This window comes from Actinomyces sp. HMSC075B09 (assembly GCF_001812395.1).
In the GTDB taxonomy this organism is placed as follows: domain Bacteria; phylum Actinomycetota; class Actinomycetes; order Actinomycetales; family Actinomycetaceae; genus Gleimia; species Gleimia europaea.
Genome location: NZ_KV808730.1, coordinates 25,573 through 43,561, shown reverse-complemented (window position 1 = coordinate 43,561; position 17,989 = coordinate 25,573). Strand labels below are relative to the sequence as shown.

Here is a 17,989-nt window from a genome sequence, read left to right as displayed (position 1 = left end):
ATCGGTTTGAAAATCGCCCCACGGCTGCCGCTGATAACTAATGCTGCTTTCATTGACTTATAGCGCATTGTCGCCGGTCCTACGAGGCGGTTTCTGAGAAAACTCCGATGTCAGATAAGTTGAGATGCAACTTTGATCAACAACGAGGTTTTGCTCCATGCTTATGCCACTGGCGGGAACTTTTATCCCGTCTATCACTGCGATCGCTGGGTCACTGACGATGACTGCCCTGGTCAGCCTCCTCCCACTTATCTTTTTCTTTGTTGCGCTAGGAGCTTTTTCGCTACCTACGACTCACTAACGTTCTCTCTTCCAATGGAATCCTCGGATTCCTTATCGCAAGTTAAAGAAAGGAATCCTTAATGAAAGTCGCGATCTTCGCAACCTGCATCAATGACGCGATGTTCCCGCAGGCCGCGCAGGCAACAGTTCATTTGCTCAGGCGTCTTGGGCATCAGGTGGTCTTCCCAAAGAACCAGGCGTGCTGTGGACAAATGCATATCAATACGGGCTACTACCCGGAGGCGTTGCCTCTTATTGAGAACCACGTTCGTACGTTCGCACCCGTTCTTGACGGGACGTGGGATGCGATAGTTGTTCCATCTTCGTCTTGCACTGGTTCCATTCGTCACCAACAGGCAATGGTGGCGCGCGAGCTGGGCCATGAAGGTTTGGCGCGCAAGGCTGAACAGATTGCTGAGCGCACGTATGACCTGACTGAGCTCCTCGTAGACGTGCTTGGCACCACTGATGTGGGCGCGTATTTCCCGCACCGCGTCACCTATCATTCGACGTGCCACTCGCTGCGGATTACCAAGGTGGGGGATCGCCCGCTCCAGCTGCTCAAGGCGGTTGAGGGCATCGAGTACATTCCACTACCAGAAGCCGATGTCTGCTGCGGCTTTGGCGGAACTTTCTCGGTCAAGAACCCGGAGGTTTCGTCCGCAATGCTTGCAGACAAGATGAGCAACATCAAATCCACCGGCGCAGAGATCCTTGTTGCTGGAGACTATTCGTGCCTGATGAATATCGCCGGCGGACTTTCTCGAACTCGTTCAGGTATTCGCGCCATGCATCTTGCGGAGGTTTTGGCCGGTAGTCAGGAAGATCCGTGGATTGCTCCCGCTACGAACACGAAGGTAGGTGCCTAGATGTTTGACAAGATTGAACAGCTTGGGTCGAAGTTGGGTCTGAACCCGGCTGAATGGTCTAAGAATGATGTTGTAGAGCAGGAGCTGGGTTGGGTACCGGGACACCCGCTACCGCAGGATCCGTTGCGCTGGGGAAAGAGCTTTACTGACGGCTCAAAAGAGACGCTACGCAATACGCAAATGCGTCGCAATCTTGGGTACGCAACTGGAAAGATCCGTACTAAGCGAAATGTGCGCGTTTCGGAGATGCCCGATTGGGAGGACTTGCGTGAGTCGGCCTCGAATATCAAGCGCAATGTGGCGGCAAACTGGACGGAGCTGCTCGAAGAGTTTGAAAAGAACGTAACGGCGCGCGGAGGTATCGTGCACTGGGCCCGTGACGCTGCTGAAGCGAATCGGATTGTGTACGAGATCGTCAAATCGAAGCAGGTTGACGAGGTTGTCAAGGTTAAGTCCATGGCAACGCAGGAGATCAACTTGAATGAGTACCTGGGCGAAAGAGGTATTCAGGCGTGGGAGACGGACCTGGCAGAAATGATCGTGCAGCTGTCTGAAGACATGCCGTCTCACGTTGTCGTGCCTGCTATTCACCGCAACCGTGCTGAAGTGAAAGCTATCTTCGAAAAGCGGATGGAGGACGTGCCAGACAACCTGACACATGAGCCGCGTGTGCTCGCAATGGCTGCTCGTGCGCATCTGCGCAAGAAGTTCCTTTCGGCCAAGGTCGCTATCTCCGGTGCGAATATTGGTGTTGCGGAGACCGGCACGGTTGCAATCTATGAATCCGAGGGCAACGGCCGCATGTGCCTCACCCTGCCGGAGACACTGGTGACAGTGATGGGCATTGAGAAGCTGGTTCCCTCGTACCAAGACATTGAGGTGATCTCCCAGCTGCTTCCACGCTCGGCTACCGGTGAGCGCATGAATCCGTATACCTCATTCTGGACCGGTGTAACCGAAGGCGATGGCCCGCAGGAATTCCACATTATCTTGATGGATAACGGCCGCACTAATGTGCTTCAAGACGAGGTTGGTCGTGAAGTCCTCAAATGCATTCGTTGCGCGGCGTGCATGAATATTTGCCCCGTGTACCGGGTCGCTGGTGGACATGCTTACAACTCGGTATATCCAGGTCCGATTGGTGCGATCTTGACGCCGCAGCTGCTCAATGCGAAGGATCGCAGGGATCCGGCTGCATCTTTGCCGTTTGCGTCGTCACTGTGCGGCGCATGCTTTGATGTGTGCCCTGTGAAGATCAACATTCCCGACATTTTGGTGCATTTGCGCCACAAGTACACCGAAGCTAATCGGGGCGGCATACCTGATAAGTGGGATGTGGCTATGAAGGTGAGCTCGAAGGTCATGTCTTCTGGTAAGGGCATGGAGATGGGTGGAAAGGCCGCTAACGCTGGTCGCGTTGTAGCCGGACCTGATCGCAAGATTGGCTTCCTGCCGTTCCCGGTGGTGAAGGATTGGACTCGTACCCGTGACGTGCCCGCACCACCAGCACAGTCATTTAGAGACTGGTGGGAAGCCGAAGGCAAGAATGAAGGAGAAGGCAAGTGAGCGCAAAAAGTGAAATTTTTAGGCGTATCCGCGCCGCAGGTAGCATTGATGCTGCGCAAATCCCGCGCGATTACCGTTTCGGTAGTGACGCCCCGCGGTCTGAGGTTGTTGATGAGATGGTTGATGCCCTAGTCGATTACACGGCGCAGGTTAAGCGTGTAAACGAAGATGGCATTGAGGACGCGATTGAGCAGTTCTTGGCTGATACGCACAGCGTTGTGGTTCCTGCCGGTCTACCTCAGGAATGGGTGGAAGCAGCTGGCCGAGATGGTCGTGAAGTGAAGGTGGATGATCCGGCCCTCACAAATGAGGAACTGGATAAGACCGATGCGGTTGTAACTGCCTCCCGAGTGGCGGTGGCTAACTCGGGAACCATTATTTTGGATGGCACCGCAGATCAGGGACGCCGCGCTATCACCCTCGTGCCGGATACGCACGTGATCGTGCTTCGCAGTGATGCGATTAAGGCCACGCTACCCGAGGCTGTGGCTGTGCTGGCCAAGAATCCAACGCGCCCTACCACGTGGATTGCTGGTCCCTCGGCGACTTCGGATATTGAGCTTGTGCGTGTCGATGGCGTGCACGGCCCCCGCAATCTTCGGATTGTGCTGGTAGAAGACTAGCCTTAAGCGCTAACGCTCCCCGAAAGTTAGGTTCGCGCAGGGCCCGGCCTTCGGGGAGCCCACTTGTATCTCGCGGGCACGGTCTGCCCGGGTATTATTGGTGGTGCTTGACAGGCGTTTTCTTTCTGTTGTCTCACGCGGTGCCCTTGCGGCATTGACCCGTGCAATAGGGCAGGAGGGTAGCCCTGAATCTATAGAAAGGGTTTTGTGTATGCACATCGACGTTTGGACAGATATTGCATGCCCCTGGTGTTATCTAGGGGTGCGGCATTTGCGGCAGGCTCTTTCGACCTTTGAGCGCAAGGAGGAAGTCTCTGTACGTCTGCATGCCTACCTCTTGCAGCCGGAGCTGAATCAGACGCTGGATGAGTCAGAAACCGATTATTTAGCGCGGACAAAAGGAATGTCCCGGGCGGAAGTGGATCAGGTGCTGTCTTCACTTACGGAACTTGCCCGCAAGGACGGTATTGATATTGATTGGGAGGGCGTGAAGGTCGCTCCCACAACGTCAGCGCATCGTTTGGTTGGTCTGGCCCGTGAGATTGACATGGAGCGCGACACGACGGTGGGTAGTGACACATTGGAGCTGAAGGTGCATGAGGCGCTGCAGCGTGCCCGCTTCCAGCTCGGCATGGACGTGTCTAATCCGGAGTCTTTAATCGCAATCGCTCGTGATTTCGATATTCCTGGAGACCGCGTGCTCGCCACGCTCGAATCGCAAGATAGCGCGGGAGAGGTATTTTCTGATTTCCAGATTGGTGTGCAGATGGGCATCGGCGCGGTGCCGGTATACATTTTCGATAAGGCGTTGATGATGGAGGGAGCCCAGCCGCGTATCGCCTTTGAGAACGCTTTGAAGGCCGCATGGAATCACTCGAACCCAGATATCCCGGTGGGAGAGTAGAGATGAACGTTTTAGAAGGTAAAAAGGTTGTGCTGCGCAGGCCCCAAGCTGCTGACGCGCAGCAGTTGGCAGAGGTTTTAGATGATCCTCTTATCGCAAAGTACACCACGGTTCCGCAACCATATTCGCTAGAGGATGCAAAGTGGTGGATTAATACTTCCAGGCAACTTGAGGAGCCTAATGCGACGTGGCTGGTGTGGGCCGATTCTGACCTGGTGGGTTGTGTTGGACTCGAAGATTACAATGAGGCGCAACGTTCGTTGAAGCTTGGCTACTGGGCCAGTGCGGCTGCACGCGGGAAGGGTTATATTTCCGAGGCAGCGCGGTTAGCAATCCAACACGTATTTGAAGGATCCCGCGTCGATAAGATCGTGTGGCATGCACACGTGGGTAATGACGCTTCATGGAGACTAGCGTGGAAGCTCGGTTTCATCTTTGAGGGTGTTGAGCGACGCGTAAGGGAACGAAATGGTCGTGTGGTCGATATGTGGGCGGCGAGCCTTCTGCGCGGCGAATCCATGGAGCCGGCTTGTGATCCCAACCTGCCGCACTACTTTGATCTTTCTGATCATTGCGATCTGCCTGTCGCCAAGCGCCCGTATGACCCGCGACGACCGCAGGCTCTGGTGCGTCAGTTCCATGAGGTCTACGGCTTACCCGTCAAGCTTGGCGAGAAGCCTACTGCTGACACGGAGCGCGTACATATGCGCATGAGCCTCGTGTCCGAAGAGTTCACGGAACTAACGACCGCCCTCTACGGAGGCGAGGCAGGCCAGATCATTGGACGAGCCGTAACCGCCGCGCGTGAGGCGGATGACGGCACTCGCGACACGATTGAGGTTGCGGATGCCTTGGCTGACCTCGTGTATGTTGCCTACGGTATGGCGTTGGAGTGCGGCATTGACCTTGATGAGGTGTTGCGTGAAGTTCAGGCCTCGAATATGTCCAAATTAGGCGCTGATGGTAAACCGATTTACCGTGAAGATGGAAAGGTCTTGAAGGGCCCCGGCTTCTTCAATCCGAATATTGCCCGCGTTCTCGGACTAGAAAGCGAAGATGATAAATGAGCAAAATCGAAAAGGTGCTTCCTGATTTCAGTAAATACAACGCCGCTGAGTGTGAACGTGTAGCGTTTGAAGCTATCGACACGTATCGCGCTACGATAACCGCGTTGGAGGAAGCGCCCGCTTCGATCGAAGACTTTCTAAACCCATTTGACGAGGCGGAATTTGAGTTCGACTGTGCTATTGGCCCTGTGTACACGCTTATCAGCGCGGTTGGAGGTCCCGACTTTGACGCTCTGGAAGAAAAGCTTGATGAGCCGCTAACCAAGCTCCAGACGTGGATGATGACCAATGAGGCGCTGTACGCGAAGTTCGTAGAGCTTTCGAAGCAGAACCTGGACGAAGAGTCGGCTTATATGGTCAGTGAGCAGATTAAGGAGTTCAGGCTTGGCGGTATTGACCTTGACGCGAATGGACGCAAGGCGCTTGAAGAAGCTGATCTGAAGATCTCACAGCTTGCAACAAGGTACGGCCAGATTGTCTCGAAGATGCTAGCAACGCCTGTGAATGTTGCCGGCCGAGAATATACGCTGAACAACTTCACGAACCAGCTTGCGCTTGCCCAGTTGGATGATCCGACTGCCCGCGCCCAGCTGTTGGCAAAGTCGATGGAGCGCGGCTTTGGCGGCGAGTTTGACACTCGGGGTATTGTGACTGAGATGGCGAGGCAGCGTAATGCGCGAGCTAAGCTTCTAGGTTTCAACAACCATGCCGAAGTTGTGCTGGAGACGGAAATGGCTCCCTCCACCAACGCGGTTTACCAGCTGCTCTCCGACGTATCAAAGGCGGCTGTCCAGGCCTCCAAGGGCGATGAAGAGGAGCTTACCCGCTGCGCGCAGGCCGACGGCTTGGAGCGTTTCACGGCTTCGGATTGGCTCTACTACCAGGAGAAGCAGAAGGCCGACGTTCTCGGTCTGTCCTCGCAGGCGTTAAAGCCTTATCTGGAGATGTGGAATGTGCTGGAAAACGGCGTGTTCTTCGCGGCCAATAAGATTTACGGTGTGAGTGCAAAGCGCCGCACTGACTTATCCGGTTGGGATCCGTCGATGCGTGTCTATGAGATTGAGGATGAAGCTGGCAAGTCGCTCGGTATATTCCTGATCGATCCGTTTACGCGTGCAGGTAAGAGCGGCGGAGCCTGGATGGACTCGCTGGTGCAGGGCTACTTAGCAACCGACTACGAGTCGATTATTATCAACTGCGCGAATTTTGAGCCGGTGGAGGATGGTCCGAAGTTCCTGGTGTGGGATGAGGTTGAGACCCTGTTCCACGAGTTCGGCCATGCCCTGCACGGTTTCTTGTCGAAGACTCGCTACGCTTCGACTGCGGGCACGGCTGTGCCGCGTGACTTTGTGGAGCTCCCCAGCCAGTTGAATGAGATGTGGGCTTACAACCCGACGGTTATCGAAAATTTCGCGCGTCACTTCGAGACCGGCGAGGTCATGCCAGAGCAGATGCGCGCCCAGCTTCGTGATTCAAAGACTTTCGGGCAGGCTCACGCAACCGTAGAGTTCTGCGCTTCAGCGCTACTGGATCAGGCCTGGTATTCCTCCGAAATTAGCGAAGATGAGGACGTTGCTCAGTTTGAGGCCGAGGCACTTGAAAAGGCTGGTGTTGCTTCTGATCTGATTCCGCCGCGCTATCGTTCTACCTATTTCCCGCACGCTTTCACGGTGGGATACGACGCTGGCTACTACTCGTACATGTGGGCGGAGGCCCTGGTTGCTGAGTGTGAGAACTGGTTCCGCACCGTGGCCGCCATCGACGGCGACGGAGGTTTGAACCGTCAAGCAGGTCGCCAGATTACGGACGCGATCTTGTCGCGTGGCTCCTCGCGTGATCCGCGCGAATCATTTTGGGAATTGATCGGTCACGAAGCTTCGGCTAAGGCTATTCTTTCTCGTCGAGGCCTGTAGAGTATAAGCATGGGTATGAATCCGACAGACGCACTGAATCGTCTTATCGCAGCGTTCGAAGCGCACGCTCAGGCTGCGCGTGCGGCCGACATGGCCGACTCGAGCATTGTTGAGGCCGCTGAGGCGCGCCTGCGCGATGCTTTCTTCACGTATGACGACGTGTTGTTCAACAACTACGGGGTCGATTTGCCGTTTGACATTGTCGATTCAGATTTTGATGACGACGATGACGATTTCGACGACTATTACGATGACGAAGACGATGCGTCTGATGAGGATGATCTAGATTTTGTTGATCTAGATGACGAGGACGATTAGATCCCTTCCGTTTCGGGGTAGCCGCGCCTGAGCGTGGATACTTCGTTAAGTGCATCAATTATTGGCTGGGGGAGTGCGAACTGCATTCCCTCAGCTATTTGTTTAGCTTGAAGTTCGCTACGCGGGCCTACTAGAGCTGTGGTGACACCTGGTTGGCTGGTGAGCCATGCGAGCGCCACGGTGGTTGCAGATACGTCGAGTCCGGAGGCTGCGGCCAGGACAGCTTCGGTTATCGCGCTGTATTCATTGCTGAGGTAGGGCTGCACGAATCCGGAGAGAATTGGCGAGGCCGCACGGGAATCTGGTGGAGTAGTGTGGCGGTATTTTCCGGTGAGGACGCCGCGCGCCAGCGCTGACCAAGCAACGAACCCGATGTTTTCCCTGCGCAGGCCGGGCAGGAGTTCTCGTTCTACTCCGCGTTGCAGCAGGGAGTATTCTGCGCTGACGGTAGCTAGTTTTGTGCCAAACTCCTTGGCAAGAAAGTGCGCTTTGGCCGTGTCCCACGTGCTGAAGTTGGATACTCCGATGTAGCGGATTGCTCCGGAGCGCAGCGCCATACTCAGCGCTTCGAGGCTTTCCTCGAATGGTGTCTCAGAGTCGGGCCGGGCAATGAGATAAACGTCGATATAGTCGGTTTTCAGTGCCTCAAGCGAGCGGTCGATAGAACTAAGAATTGCGCTCTTCGAGGCGGAGTAGCGAAAGCGAGTTTCGGAGGGGATGTAGCCGCCTTTGGTAACAATGACTACGTCGTCACGCGCGGTACCGGTGGCTTCAAGTACCGTTCCAACTGTGGATTCCGCGCCTCCTTCGCCATATGTGGGTGAGGTGTCGATTAGGTTTATGCCTGCTTCAACCGCGGTATTCCAGATGTTTTCAGCTTCAGTGACTGTGGTGTCGCGCCCCCAGGTGAGTGTACCGATTCCAACGGGGGATACTTTCAGGCCGGTGTTACCTAGTCGATGTCGCATGTCTCATACAGTAGCGCACGTTGTTATAAGATAGTGTTTGAAACTATGAACTGGCTTGAAGCAATAATTTTAGGACTGGTGCAGGGGCTTACGGAGTTCTTGCCGGTCTCTTCATCGGCACATTTGCGTATTGTGGGCGAGTTACTTGGCATGGATGATCCAGGAGCAGCCTTCACTGCAATCACACAGCTCGGCACGGAAACAGCCGTACTGATTTTCTTTTGGAAGGACATTGTCCGCATCATCAAGAAGTGGTTTGGCTCGATGCCCTGGGTTGGTGCGCAGCGCCGTATATCCGCGGGAGACTCGGATGTGCGTTTAGGCTGGATGATCATTGTCGGTTCAATCCCCATCGCGCTTCTTGGCCTGCTTTTGGAAGACTGGATTGATACATCATTTCGAAATCTGTGGATCACGGTGACGATGCTCGCTGTGTTTGCCGTGTTCCTTGGCGCGGCCGATAAGTGGATGCCACAACGAATGACGCTTGACAAGATGCGGTGGTCGGATGCGATTTTGTACGGTTTTGCGCAGGCACTGGCGCTGATACCGGGCGTATCGCGTTCGGGTGGAACAATCACGATGGGTCGTTTGTTGGGGTATACGCGCGAGGCAGCCGCTCGCTACTCGTTTCTGCTTGCAATGCCGGCGGTGTTCGCGTCCGGGTTGTACAAGGTTTACCGGGTAGCTGTTGGTGGCAATAGCGTGGATGTGGGGCAAACGGTTGTTGCTACGCTGATTGCGTTTGGTGTTGGTTACGCGGTTATCGTTTGGTTCTTGAAGCTCGTTTCAACTAAGTCTTACCAGCCGTTCGTCATTTACCGAATTGTGATTGCAATCGTGATTGGTGTTTTGCTTGCGGGAGGGATTTTGAGCCCGATGGGTACGGCCGTGATGTGACGGGTTAATTCCCAAAACCTTGACGCGCTGTTGGGTTCTAACGTTGTGGCCAGGTGAGGAATCACCTGGCCACAACCTATTAGGTCATGACATCTGAAGAGTTAATGCAGGCGGGTGCTTTTACCCCTTAATTTCAAGTAGTCTTTCCAGTCCTTCTTCCGATATCTCAGGTGGATTAGATGAATAGAGAGGACAGAGATTTTGCACGCCACACCAGTTACAAAGGACCTGTTTTTTGGGTGGAAATAGTTTTCGGTGAGCCGCGGTTTCGATGTCTTGCCAGATGCTAACGAGTTGGTGTTCAAACGCTTCTATTGATTCGGGCGTTGGATCTAGCGTGAGGGTGCGTCCGTCCCCAAGGAAAACGAGTTGAGTACGGGCGGGCAGACCTAGGTCTGTGTTGCGAAGAAGCAGCGAGTAGAACCGCATTTGGAAAAGCATGTCTTCTTCGAAGCGCTTTTGCGGCGATTTGCCGGTTTTGTAATCTACGACACGGATAGCTCCATTGGGCGCCTTATCGATGCGGTCAATAAAACCGTGAATGGCAATCTGTTCGGTAATTTCCACGCGAACAAACCTTTCGCGTGCATAAGGCTCCAGGCGCGTAGGATTTTCCATGGCGAAGTACTGACGCACGAGCGCGCGGACTTCCTCTTTCCACTTATCCAGTAGAACGTCGTCTTCGAACAAGGATAAGAACTGCTCGTCTTGAGCCATGGTTTTTTCATACAGCGGCCCAATCATTTCGCTTGCCGTTTCGGCGGTGCGTTGCTCCGCAGGAAGATCAAACAGGTCTTCAAGCACAGCATGCACAAGCGTCCCCCGAGTGGTGGCTGGTGAGGGTGGTTCTTTGAAACCGTCCACTTGCGTGAGCCTGAATTTCATGGGGCATTGCAACCATGTCTTGGTGGAGGTTGCAGATAGTGCTTTGCGGCGTTTGCTTGTCTCGCTCATGTGTATACCGTATCGCGATGGGAAGACAATGTTTGTGGTGTCGCCAGGGGGCGGAGCAAAAGGGAGTGAACTCGAAGATGACCGCTCGTGCCAACTAGACTGTGCATGTGACTTCTTCCCTTGAGTATCCGATTCCAAGCCAAGTGGCCCACCCGATGGGCATGGCGTCTCGCCGTGGTCCGCTACAGGCGGGCGAATTTGTTCAGATTACAGACCCAAAGGGCCGGTTGCATACGGTGATGCTGACCCCTGGTGGATATTTTCAGACCTCGCGAGGCTCATTGCACCACGACGACATCATTGGTCAACCGGAAGCTGTGACCATGTATGACGGGGAGCGTGAGTTTCAGGTCGTGCGCCCTCTTCTGGCCGACTACGTAATGTCAATGCCTCGCGGCGCCGCCATTGTGTACCCCAAAGACGCGGCGCAGATCGTAGCGTTTGGCGATATCTTCCCCGGTGCTCGCGTGCTGGAGGCGGGGGTTGGATCTGGTGCTCTTTCAATGTCGCTGCTTCAAGCTGTGGGATCTACAGGTTCGTTGCATTCGATTGAACGGCGGGAGGATTTCGCGAAGATAGCGCAGGGCAATGTGGATCTTTGGTTCGGCGGACGCCATCCTTCGTGGCAGGTTTCGGTTGGTGATTTCGCTGATGTTGCGATGAGTTTACCCGCGGAGTCAACAGATCGCGTGGTGCTTGACATGTTGGCCCCGTGGGAATGCATTGATGCGGTGGAACACGTTCTGGCTCCTGGTGGCGTATTGACGGTGTATGTGGCTACGGTGACGCAATTGTCTCGAATGCGCGAGGATTTAAATACTTTTGGAAGGTTTACCAGGCCGCAGGCGTGGGAGTCTGCAATCCGTGATTGGCATTTGGATGGGTTGGCGGTGCGGCCAGAACATCGCATGGTGGCACACACCGGGTTCTTGATGACCACCCGTAAGGTGGAGCGTGCTTCAGTTCCGCAGCGCCGCGCTGGACGCCCGGCTAAGGCTGCCGAGGGGCTGGCGGGCCAGTGGGACGAAGAGACTGCGTGGGAAGAAAACGGCGAGTTAAACCCCGTTGTTTCGCCAAAAAAGGTGCGTCGCTCTATTCGAGATGTGGCGGGGAAAACGAGGGTTTGGCTGGCTCACGATGAGGATGGAGAAAACGTTTAGTGTCGTATTCACCTGAGGATTTGAAGGTCGAAATCACCGAGCTGCGCAGCGCTAATGAACGACTCAAGGGCACTCTCATGGTTGCGCGCGAAGAGATTGCTTCGATGCGCGCCCAGATCGAAGCGGCTAGTAAACCACCTGCGCAGGTGGGCACAGTGTTGTCGATCGATTCTCAGGCGCGCGAGGCCGAAGTCTCCCTCGGCGGCAGAATAATGTGGTTGTCGGTTGCAAGTTCGGTGGATCTACTTGGTCTGCGGGTGGGGCAGAGCGTTCGGGTGAGTGAGAACATGATCGTGTCCGCGCCGCTGTCCACCGCTCGGGTAGGGCAGATGGCTTCGGTGGTACAGCTAGTGGGGGCGGATAGGGCGCTGGTCAGCGCCGATGCGGGCGTACTTCAGATGGTGTTGCTTGCCGGTTCTTTGCGACACGGGGGAATCCGGCCAGGTGATTCGTTACTCGTTGATACGAAGGCACACATGGCGTTGGAAAAGGTTGTGCGCTCCGATGTGGAGCAGTTGTTGCAACCCGAGATTCCGGGCGTTACCTACGACGATATCGGCGGCCTTGATGAACAGATCTTGAAGGTGCGTGACGCCGTCGAATTGCCGTTTAAGAATCCGGATTTGTATCGCGAATACGGTCTGCGCGCCCCCAAAGGTGTTCTTTTGTACGGGCCTCCCGGATGCGGTAAAACGCTGATTGCGAAGGCAGTGGCAAGCTCCTTGGCAGGGGCTACTGGCCAGCCGTACTTCCTCTCGATTAAGGGTCCCGAGGTCCTAAACAAGTACGTGGGTGAAACCGAACGCCATATTCGTGCGATTTTTGGTCGGGCCCGCCAGCTCGCTTCTGAGAATGTTCCGGTGGTGATTTTCTTTGACGAGATGGAGGCGCTGTTCCGCACGCGTGGCTCGGGAATATCATCCGATGTTGAGACGATGATTGTGCCGCAACTCTTGGCGGAGATGGATGGCTTGGAGGCACTCGATAACGTCATTGTTATTGGCGCGTCGAACCGTGAGGACATGATTGATCCCGCGGTGTTGCGTCCCGGTAGGTTGGATGTTCGCATCCGGATTGATCGTCCCAATCGCGCCGGAGCGCTCGATGTCTTTGCAAAGTATTTGGTTCCGGATCTGCCCTATTCAAAGTCCACGCTCAGCCGGTTCGGTTCGCGAGAAGAGGCAACTCAGCATTTGACGGAACAGCTGGTAGATGCGCTCTATGAGAATAGTGGACAGACGGCTCTGTTTAAGCTTTCCCTCGCTAATGGGGAGCCAAGGGTCGTATACGCTTCAGATCTGGTATCTGGCGCGATGATTGCATCTATAGTTGAGCGCGCAAAAAAGTTTGCCGTTAAGGACGCGATACACGGACGCCCGGGGCTCACGCCAGAGCACCTGCAGCGAGCATTCGCGGAAGAGCTGATGGAGACCACGGATTTGGCGGCAACTAACACGCCGCGAGAGTGGGCGAGAATTACAGGCTTGCGTGGTGATGACGTGGTTGCGGTGCGTTCGCTTCAAGCGAGGGAGGTAGCGAATGACTGACCGGGTTTTAGGTACAGAAACCGAGTTTGGGATAACGGATGCGAATGATCCGGGCGCTAATCCGGTGGTGCTTTCAGCTACTGCTGTTGAGGAATACGCCGCTTCGATATCTATTGGCGAGGTGGTGCGTTGGGATTATTCCGGTGAGGATCCGCTAAATGATGCGCGCGGATACCGATTGGAGAGGGCGGCGGCGCACCCTTCGATGCTTACGGACGATCCCTACCGGTTAGCGCCGCCGGCAGGCGTGAGCTTTGAGGATCGTCCGGGCGAGTATGAACGCTTTATGCAGCGTGCAACTTCCGTGGTGCTCTCAAACGGCGCGCGGTTTTATGTGGATCATGCGCACCCGGAGTATTCGAGTCCAGAAACTGCCTCTGCGTTGGATGCGGTGCTTTATGACAGGGCGGGTGACCTACTGGCAACTCGCGTGATGGAGGTGTGCGCGCAGGCGGGTACGGACCTGGTTTTGTATAAGAACAACACGGATGGCAAGGGCGCGGCATACGGCACTCATGAGAACTATCAGGTGAGCCGCGACGTTGATTTTGATGACATTACGCGCGCCATGATTCCTTTCTTGGTGACGCGCCCGGTGATTTGCGGAGCGGGACGCGTGGGCCTGGGCCAGCATTCACAAAAGCCTGGTTTCCAGATTTCTGCCCGTGCAGATTTTGTTGAGAATTCGGTTGGTCTTGAGACCACGTTCAACCGTCCGATTGTGAATACTCGCGATGAGCCGCACGCCGATCATCACCAGTTCCGTCGTTTCCACGTCATTAATGGAGACGCGAATCAGTTCGACGTTTCAACGTATTTGCGCCTGGGCACTACGTCGTTGGTTTTGCGCGCACTCGAGGGCGATCTTGACCTCACCATCGATTCGCTTGCACTGGATCAAGATGACGTGCAGACAGCGTGGGATGTTTCTCACGATGTTTCGATGACCCGGTTGATTCGTTTGAAGTCGGGCGAGGCGGTGACTGCGCCACAGTTGCAACGCAAGTATTTAGATTTCGTGCGCTCTCATCTTCAGCTAGATGAGGGAGACGAGGCCATTTGCAGGGAATGGGAACGCATTCTGGATGGCCTGGAAACGGATTTGGAAAGTGTAGCTACTGACGTTGAGTGGGTTGCGAAGTACCTCTTGTTTGAACGACAGATGGAACGCTTAGGCACCACGTGGGACGATCCGCGCCTTCGCGCGATGGATTTACAGTGGGCGGATTTGCGTCCGGGAAGGTCACTGGTGGCTGCTTTGGATCGGGCGGGCCGCGTACGACGGCTATTTTCCCCTCATGACGTGGCGCGTGCTTTGGTTGAGCCTCCGCGTAATACCCGCGCTTGGGTTCGCGGCAAAGCGATTAGTTTGATTCCAGAGGTTGTGAAGGCTTCGTGGACGTCGCTGGTGGTAGATCAGGCAGGCCAGGATCGTTTGGTACGGATCCCGTTGCCAGATCCAAATCAGGCTGGCGGTGAGGATTTTATCCGTGCGTTACATGAGGGCGCGCGGGCTTTTATTAGTTTATTTGATGGTGGGAAGGTGTAATCATGGCACAGAAGTTCGCGCCAGCGGGCGGCAATAATGAGGATGAGATTCAGGAGGCTGGTCAGGTGCAGGCTCAGGGCACTAGCATTGACGACCTTTTGGATGAGATCGATTCGGTTTTGGAAACGGATGCGCAGAAGTTCGTGCAGGGTTTTGTACAAAAAGGTGGCGAGTAGGCCGGGTCGGCTGGAGCTGTTTTGAATCGTAGAATTTTTGGGATCGAGACCGAGTACGGCATTACCTGCGCTCCAACGGGAAGCGGTGATGCTCCGCTGTCTGCCGAGGAGGCCGCGCATCTCCTGTTTGAACCGCTGATTAAGGCGGGGCGGTCAACAAATGTGTTTTGGCGCAATGGAGGCAGACTGTATTTGGATGTGGGCGCGCATCCGGAGTTCGCCACGGCGGAGTGCGACCGGGTTGAAGACCTACTTTTGCAGGTGCGCGCGGGTGAATCCCTGTTCGCCGAGTTTGCCGATGTAGCAAACGGGGTTCTTGAGCAGCGGGGGAGGGGTGGACGCATTCATTTGTTTTCTACGAATGAGGACGCCGCGGGCAACTCGTTTGGCTGCCATGAGAATTATCTGCTTCGCCGTAATCGCAACTTTAGGGATGTGGCCGATGCATTGGTGTCGTTTTTCGTGACGAGGCAGATTGTGACGGGTGCTGGTCACGTGCATCGCGATGGAGTGCCGCGGCTAGGGTATTCACCGCGTGCGCGGTTTATGGATGACCCGGTTTCTGCAGCTACTACTAATTCTCGCCCGATTATTAATACGCGAGACGAGCCACTTGCTAACCCCGGCGAATACCGCAGAATGCACGTGATCGTGGGTGATACGAATGTTGCGGAGTGTTCAACCGCGGTAAAAGTAGTGATGACCCACCTCATTTTGTCCGCGGTTGAGGCGGGCGTGCGTATCGCCGATTTAGCACTCAAAGATCCGATGAAGGTGATCAGCCAGATTGACTTCCAGCTGGGCTCGAATATCGAGGTGGAGCTGGTTGACGGAACAAGGATGAGTGTGGCCCAGCTTCAGCGGGAACTGAAGCGCAGGGCCCTTGCGGTGGTTGATACGGCGGATGCCTCCCCGCTTACTTTGCGAATGCTGGACCTGTGGGATCGCGCGCTCGATGCGGTGGAGTCCGGCGATCACAGCAGCGTAGCAACGGAACTGGATTGGGCCATAAAGGAGCGCCTATTCACACGGTTTATTGAGCGTTCCAACTGTGGCCTGGATGATCCACGAGTGGCGCGCCTAGAGCTTGCTTACCACGACATCACAGCGGATTTTCGCAGGCGGTTGGAGGAATCGGGCCAGATGGTTCGTCTTACCGATCCCAGCGAAGTGCGAAAAGCGATGTCGGTTCCTCCCGAAACTACACGCGCACATATTCGCGGCCAGGTGATTGCGGCCGCCGAGGACGCTAAACGACAGCTTGGGGCGGACTGGCTTCACTTGCGCTTGGATGACCACCGCGCACCTCACGTGGTTTTATCCGATCCGTTCGCGGTTGCCGATAGGGACGCGGATAGGATTTTGGAGTTGATCGCCGAGCAGGACACCGGGTTAGCGAGTTTCGCATGAGTAAAGACCAAGCTGAAAAAGCAGCACCTTCGAAGCATCTACCGTCCCGTATGCAGCAGCGCAATAAGCTACATCGGCGCATCTTGCGTTATTGGCGTGAGGCACTGGGCGTTCTTGTTCTGCTAGTGATCGCGTTAACCATTTTCATCGTGCAGCATTACCGGACCGATGAAGACGCTCAGCCCGCACAGACGTGGCGCGACAAGATTCAGGTGTCAGGAACGGTTGGGCGCATCCCAACACTTTCTATATCCGGTTCAGTATCGGTCTCTTCGGAAAAGGTAGAGCTGTTGGAACAGGGATCGGGACGGGAAATCACTGCTGATTCACCGCTTATCGTCGCGATCTGGTCATTCGATGGTGCAACGGGAAGAGCGGTGGATCAATCGAGCCACCCATCGGTCCAGGTTGGACTGGCTTCGCCAGATTCTTTCGACGAGGCACTCTTGGCTGGCGTTGTGGGCAAGCCGGAGGGCTCACGAGTACTTTTTGTCCGGCCCGTTTCACGCGGCGGTGAGCTGGGAACGGAAGTGAATGTGGTGGACGTGCTCCATTCGGCCGCGTCCGGTGAAGTGGTAGAGGAACAGGGCGGTCCTCTCAAGGTGACAATGACCGACACCGGTCCAAACATCTCACACGATCCGGGTGATCCGCCGGATGATTTGAAAGTCCAAATGCTGGTACGCGGCGACGGAATTCAGGTTAAAAATACGGACAGTGTTTTGGTTCAATTTGTGCGTGCTAACTGGACCGATTCCGTGGTGCAAGATTCAACCTGGTGGAAAGGCATCCCAAAAGCCATTAATTTAGCCGAAGCCATGCCCGGGGTGCGGGTTGCACTAACCGATCAGCGGGTGGGCTCGCGTCTTGCTCTGACCATTCCATCCGAGATGGCGTTGGGGGACGGTACTGTAACTATGGTGATCGACATTATCGCGGCGCAGCGTGAAGGCGGTACACTGACGCCGTCAACTACCGAATCAGAGGAGGTCACCTCATGAACGACTTCATTAAAGTTATTCCTTGTCTGGATGTTAAGAACGGGCGCGTGGTGAAGGGCGTTAACTTCGTTCATCTGAAGGACGCTGGTGACCCCGCGCAGCTTGCGTCGGCGTATGTTGATGCGGGCGCCGATGAGCTTACGTTCCTTGATATCTCGGCTACAACTGAGGGCCGTGACACGATGGTCGATTTAGTTGCCAAAGTTGCGGGTCTTGTTTCAATCCCATTCGCTGTGGGTGGGGGTATTCGCAATGTGGAGGACGCTCAGCGTCTGTTTGAAGCGGGAGTGGATAAGGTTTCGGTCAATTCTGCAGCGATTGATCGTCCGGATGTATTGGATGAACTGGCGCAGCGTTTTGGCACCGAGAAGGTCATTTTGGCTTTGGATGCGCGCCGCTGCGCGGACGGTGTTTCTACCCCGTCTGGCTATGAGGTAACTACACATGGTGGTTCAAAGTCCACCGGAATCGATGCTGTGGGTTGGGCGAAGGACGCCGCGGCTCGAGGTGTTGGTGAAATCCTTCTGACCTCAATGGACGCAGACGGTGTGCAGACCGGGTTTGATCTGGATTTGCTGCGCGCGATTCGTGAGGCCGTGGACGTGCCGATCACCGCTTCAGGTGGTGCCGGCGAAGTGGAGCACTTCGTGGAGGCCGCACGCGCGGGTGCTAACGCGGTTCTGGCAGCGTCGGTGTTCCACTTCGGCAAGGTCTCGATTGCGCAGGTAAAGAGCGCCTTGGCCGATGCCGGTTTCAAAGTTTCAGGAAAGTTCTAGGGACAA

Annotated in this window: 17 protein-coding genes; 15 read left to right on the top strand and 2 right to left on the bottom strand. The window is 55.3% G+C overall.

Features of this window, described 5'->3' with window-relative positions:
• The first annotated feature begins 362 nt into the window (after window positions 1–362).
• The 7 genes from HMPREF2854_RS00200 to HMPREF2854_RS00170 all read left to right on the top strand — a co-directional run bounded on the left by HMPREF2854_RS00200 (window position 363) and on the right by HMPREF2854_RS00170 (window position 7,542).
• Window positions 363–1,151, top strand: coding sequence for a (Fe-S)-binding protein (locus tag HMPREF2854_RS00200; RefSeq protein ID WP_070617440.1), 789 nt, complete (start codon window positions 363–365; stop codon window positions 1,149–1,151).
• Window positions 1,152–2,717: a LutB/LldF family L-lactate oxidation iron-sulfur protein gene (locus HMPREF2854_RS00195; RefSeq protein WP_070617437.1), complete on the top strand. Its 1,566-nt coding sequence runs from the start codon at window positions 1,152–1,154 to the stop codon at window positions 2,715–2,717.
• Window positions 2,714–3,340, top strand: coding sequence for a LutC/YkgG family protein (locus tag HMPREF2854_RS00190; protein WP_070617434.1), 627 nt, complete (start codon window positions 2,714–2,716; stop codon window positions 3,338–3,340). Before HMPREF2854_RS00195 ends, HMPREF2854_RS00190 begins: the two co-directional genes overlap by 4 nt.
• 211 nt (window positions 3,341–3,551) lie before the next feature.
• On the top strand, window positions 3,552–4,244 hold the full coding sequence (locus HMPREF2854_RS00185) for a DsbA family oxidoreductase (protein ID WP_070617431.1): 693 nt from the start codon (window positions 3,552–3,554) through the stop codon (window positions 4,242–4,244).
• 2 nt (window positions 4,245–4,246) lie between these two features.
• Entirely contained in the window at window positions 4,247–5,311 is a 1,065-nt protein-coding gene (locus HMPREF2854_RS00180; protein WP_070617428.1) for a GNAT family N-acetyltransferase, read from the top strand.
• On the top strand, window positions 5,308–7,224 hold the full coding sequence (locus tag HMPREF2854_RS00175; protein ID WP_070617426.1) for a M3 family metallopeptidase: 1,917 nt from the start codon (window positions 5,308–5,310) through the stop codon (window positions 7,222–7,224). Before HMPREF2854_RS00180 ends, HMPREF2854_RS00175 begins: the two co-directional genes overlap by 4 nt.
• Before the next feature lie 9 nt (window positions 7,225–7,233).
• A complete protein-coding gene (locus HMPREF2854_RS00170; protein WP_070617422.1) occupies window positions 7,234–7,542 on the top strand; it encodes a hypothetical protein in 309 nt (102 codons plus the stop codon).
• Here HMPREF2854_RS00170 and HMPREF2854_RS00165 read toward each other — a convergent pair.
• The gene (locus tag HMPREF2854_RS00165) at window positions 7,539–8,510 is read right to left on the bottom strand and encodes an aldo/keto reductase (protein ID WP_070617420.1); all 972 of its coding nucleotides are present in this window, start codon (window positions 8,508–8,510) and stop codon (window positions 7,539–7,541) included. The genes HMPREF2854_RS00170 and HMPREF2854_RS00165 overlap by 4 nt on opposite strands.
• A gap of 45 nt (window positions 8,511–8,555) precedes the next feature.
• On the opposite strand from HMPREF2854_RS00165, the gene HMPREF2854_RS00160 reads away from it, so the two are divergent.
• Entirely contained in the window at window positions 8,556–9,410 is an 855-nt protein-coding gene (locus HMPREF2854_RS00160; protein ID WP_070617416.1) for an undecaprenyl-diphosphate phosphatase, read from the top strand.
• A 120-nt stretch (window positions 9,411–9,530) separates the two neighbouring features.
• On the opposite strand, the gene HMPREF2854_RS00155 is transcribed toward HMPREF2854_RS00160, so the two are convergent.
• Window positions 9,531–10,364, bottom strand: a complete 834-nt coding sequence (locus HMPREF2854_RS00155) for a RecB family exonuclease (protein ID WP_070617414.1) — start codon at window positions 10,362–10,364, stop codon at window positions 9,531–9,533.
• A gap of 155 nt (window positions 10,365–10,519) precedes the next feature.
• Here HMPREF2854_RS00155 and HMPREF2854_RS00150 point away from each other — a divergent pair, with 155 nt between their 5' ends.
• From HMPREF2854_RS00150 to hisF, 7 genes are read left to right on the top strand one after another with little or no spacing between them, the layout of a single operon-like run.
• On the top strand, window positions 10,520–11,524 hold the full coding sequence (locus tag HMPREF2854_RS00150) for a tRNA (adenine-N1)-methyltransferase (RefSeq protein ID WP_070617412.1): 1,005 nt from the start codon (window positions 10,520–10,522) through the stop codon (window positions 11,522–11,524).
• Complete coding sequence (arc, locus tag HMPREF2854_RS00145; RefSeq protein WP_070617405.1) at window positions 11,524–13,071, top strand: proteasome ATPase; 1,548 nt, start codon at window positions 11,524–11,526, stop codon at window positions 13,069–13,071. The genes HMPREF2854_RS00150 and arc overlap by 1 nt, the downstream gene beginning before the upstream one ends.
• Window positions 13,064–14,620, top strand: a complete 1,557-nt coding sequence (dop, locus tag HMPREF2854_RS00140; RefSeq protein ID WP_070617402.1) for a depupylase/deamidase Dop — start codon at window positions 13,064–13,066, stop codon at window positions 14,618–14,620. The genes arc and dop overlap by 8 nt, the downstream gene beginning before the upstream one ends.
• Window positions 14,621–14,622: 2 nt before the next feature.
• Window positions 14,623–14,796, top strand: coding sequence for a ubiquitin-like protein Pup (locus HMPREF2854_RS00135; protein ID WP_070617400.1), 174 nt, complete (start codon window positions 14,623–14,625; stop codon window positions 14,794–14,796).
• A 21-nt stretch (window positions 14,797–14,817) separates the two neighbouring features.
• Entirely contained in the window at window positions 14,818–16,206 is a 1,389-nt protein-coding gene (locus tag HMPREF2854_RS00130; protein WP_070617397.1) for a proteasome accessory factor PafA2 family protein, read from the top strand.
• Window positions 16,203–17,207, top strand: a complete 1,005-nt coding sequence (locus tag HMPREF2854_RS00125; RefSeq protein ID WP_070617393.1) for an FKBP-type peptidyl-prolyl cis-trans isomerase — start codon at window positions 16,203–16,205, stop codon at window positions 17,205–17,207. Before HMPREF2854_RS00130 ends, HMPREF2854_RS00125 begins: the two co-directional genes overlap by 4 nt.
• On the top strand, window positions 17,204–17,983 hold the full coding sequence (hisF, locus tag HMPREF2854_RS00120; protein ID WP_070617390.1) for an imidazole glycerol phosphate synthase subunit HisF: 780 nt from the start codon (window positions 17,204–17,206) through the stop codon (window positions 17,981–17,983). The genes HMPREF2854_RS00125 and hisF overlap by 4 nt, the downstream gene beginning before the upstream one ends.
• Window positions 17,984–17,989 lie beyond the last annotated feature (6 nt).

Bases quoted from the DNA above. Each gene is read 5' to 3' on its own strand.
- HMPREF2854_RS00135 (WP_070617400.1), top strand. From the start codon at position 14,623: ATGGCACAGAAGTTCGCGCCAGCGGGCGGCAATAATGAGGATGAGATT.
- HMPREF2854_RS00175 (WP_070617426.1), top strand. From the start codon at position 5,308: ATGAGCAAAATCGAAAAGGTGCTTCCTGATTTCAGTAAATACAACGCC.
- HMPREF2854_RS00160 (WP_070617416.1), top strand. From the start codon at position 8,556: ATGAACTGGCTTGAAGCAATAATTTTAGGACTGGTGCAGGGGCTTACG.
- HMPREF2854_RS00185 (WP_070617431.1), top strand. From the start codon at position 3,552: ATGCACATCGACGTTTGGACAGATATTGCATGCCCCTGGTGTTATCTA.
- HMPREF2854_RS00165 (WP_070617420.1), bottom strand. From the start codon at position 8,510: ATGCGACATCGACTAGGTAACACCGGCCTGAAAGTATCCCCCGTTGGA.
- HMPREF2854_RS00195 (WP_070617437.1), top strand. From the start codon at position 1,152: ATGTTTGACAAGATTGAACAGCTTGGGTCGAAGTTGGGTCTGAACCCG.
- dop (WP_070617402.1), top strand. From the start codon at position 13,064: ATGACTGACCGGGTTTTAGGTACAGAAACCGAGTTTGGGATAACGGAT.
- HMPREF2854_RS00150 (WP_070617412.1), top strand. From the start codon at position 10,520: ATGGGCATGGCGTCTCGCCGTGGTCCGCTACAGGCGGGCGAATTTGTT.
- HMPREF2854_RS00200 (WP_070617440.1), top strand. From the start codon at position 363: ATGAAAGTCGCGATCTTCGCAACCTGCATCAATGACGCGATGTTCCCG.
- hisF (WP_070617390.1), top strand. From the start codon at position 17,204: ATGAACGACTTCATTAAAGTTATTCCTTGTCTGGATGTTAAGAACGGG.
- HMPREF2854_RS00180 (WP_070617428.1), top strand. From the start codon at position 4,247: ATGAACGTTTTAGAAGGTAAAAAGGTTGTGCTGCGCAGGCCCCAAGCT.
- HMPREF2854_RS00170 (WP_070617422.1), top strand. From the start codon at position 7,234: ATGGGTATGAATCCGACAGACGCACTGAATCGTCTTATCGCAGCGTTC.
- HMPREF2854_RS00125 (WP_070617393.1), top strand. From the start codon at position 16,203: ATGAGTAAAGACCAAGCTGAAAAAGCAGCACCTTCGAAGCATCTACCG.
- HMPREF2854_RS00155 (WP_070617414.1), bottom strand. From the start codon at position 10,364: ATGAGCGAGACAAGCAAACGCCGCAAAGCACTATCTGCAACCTCCACC.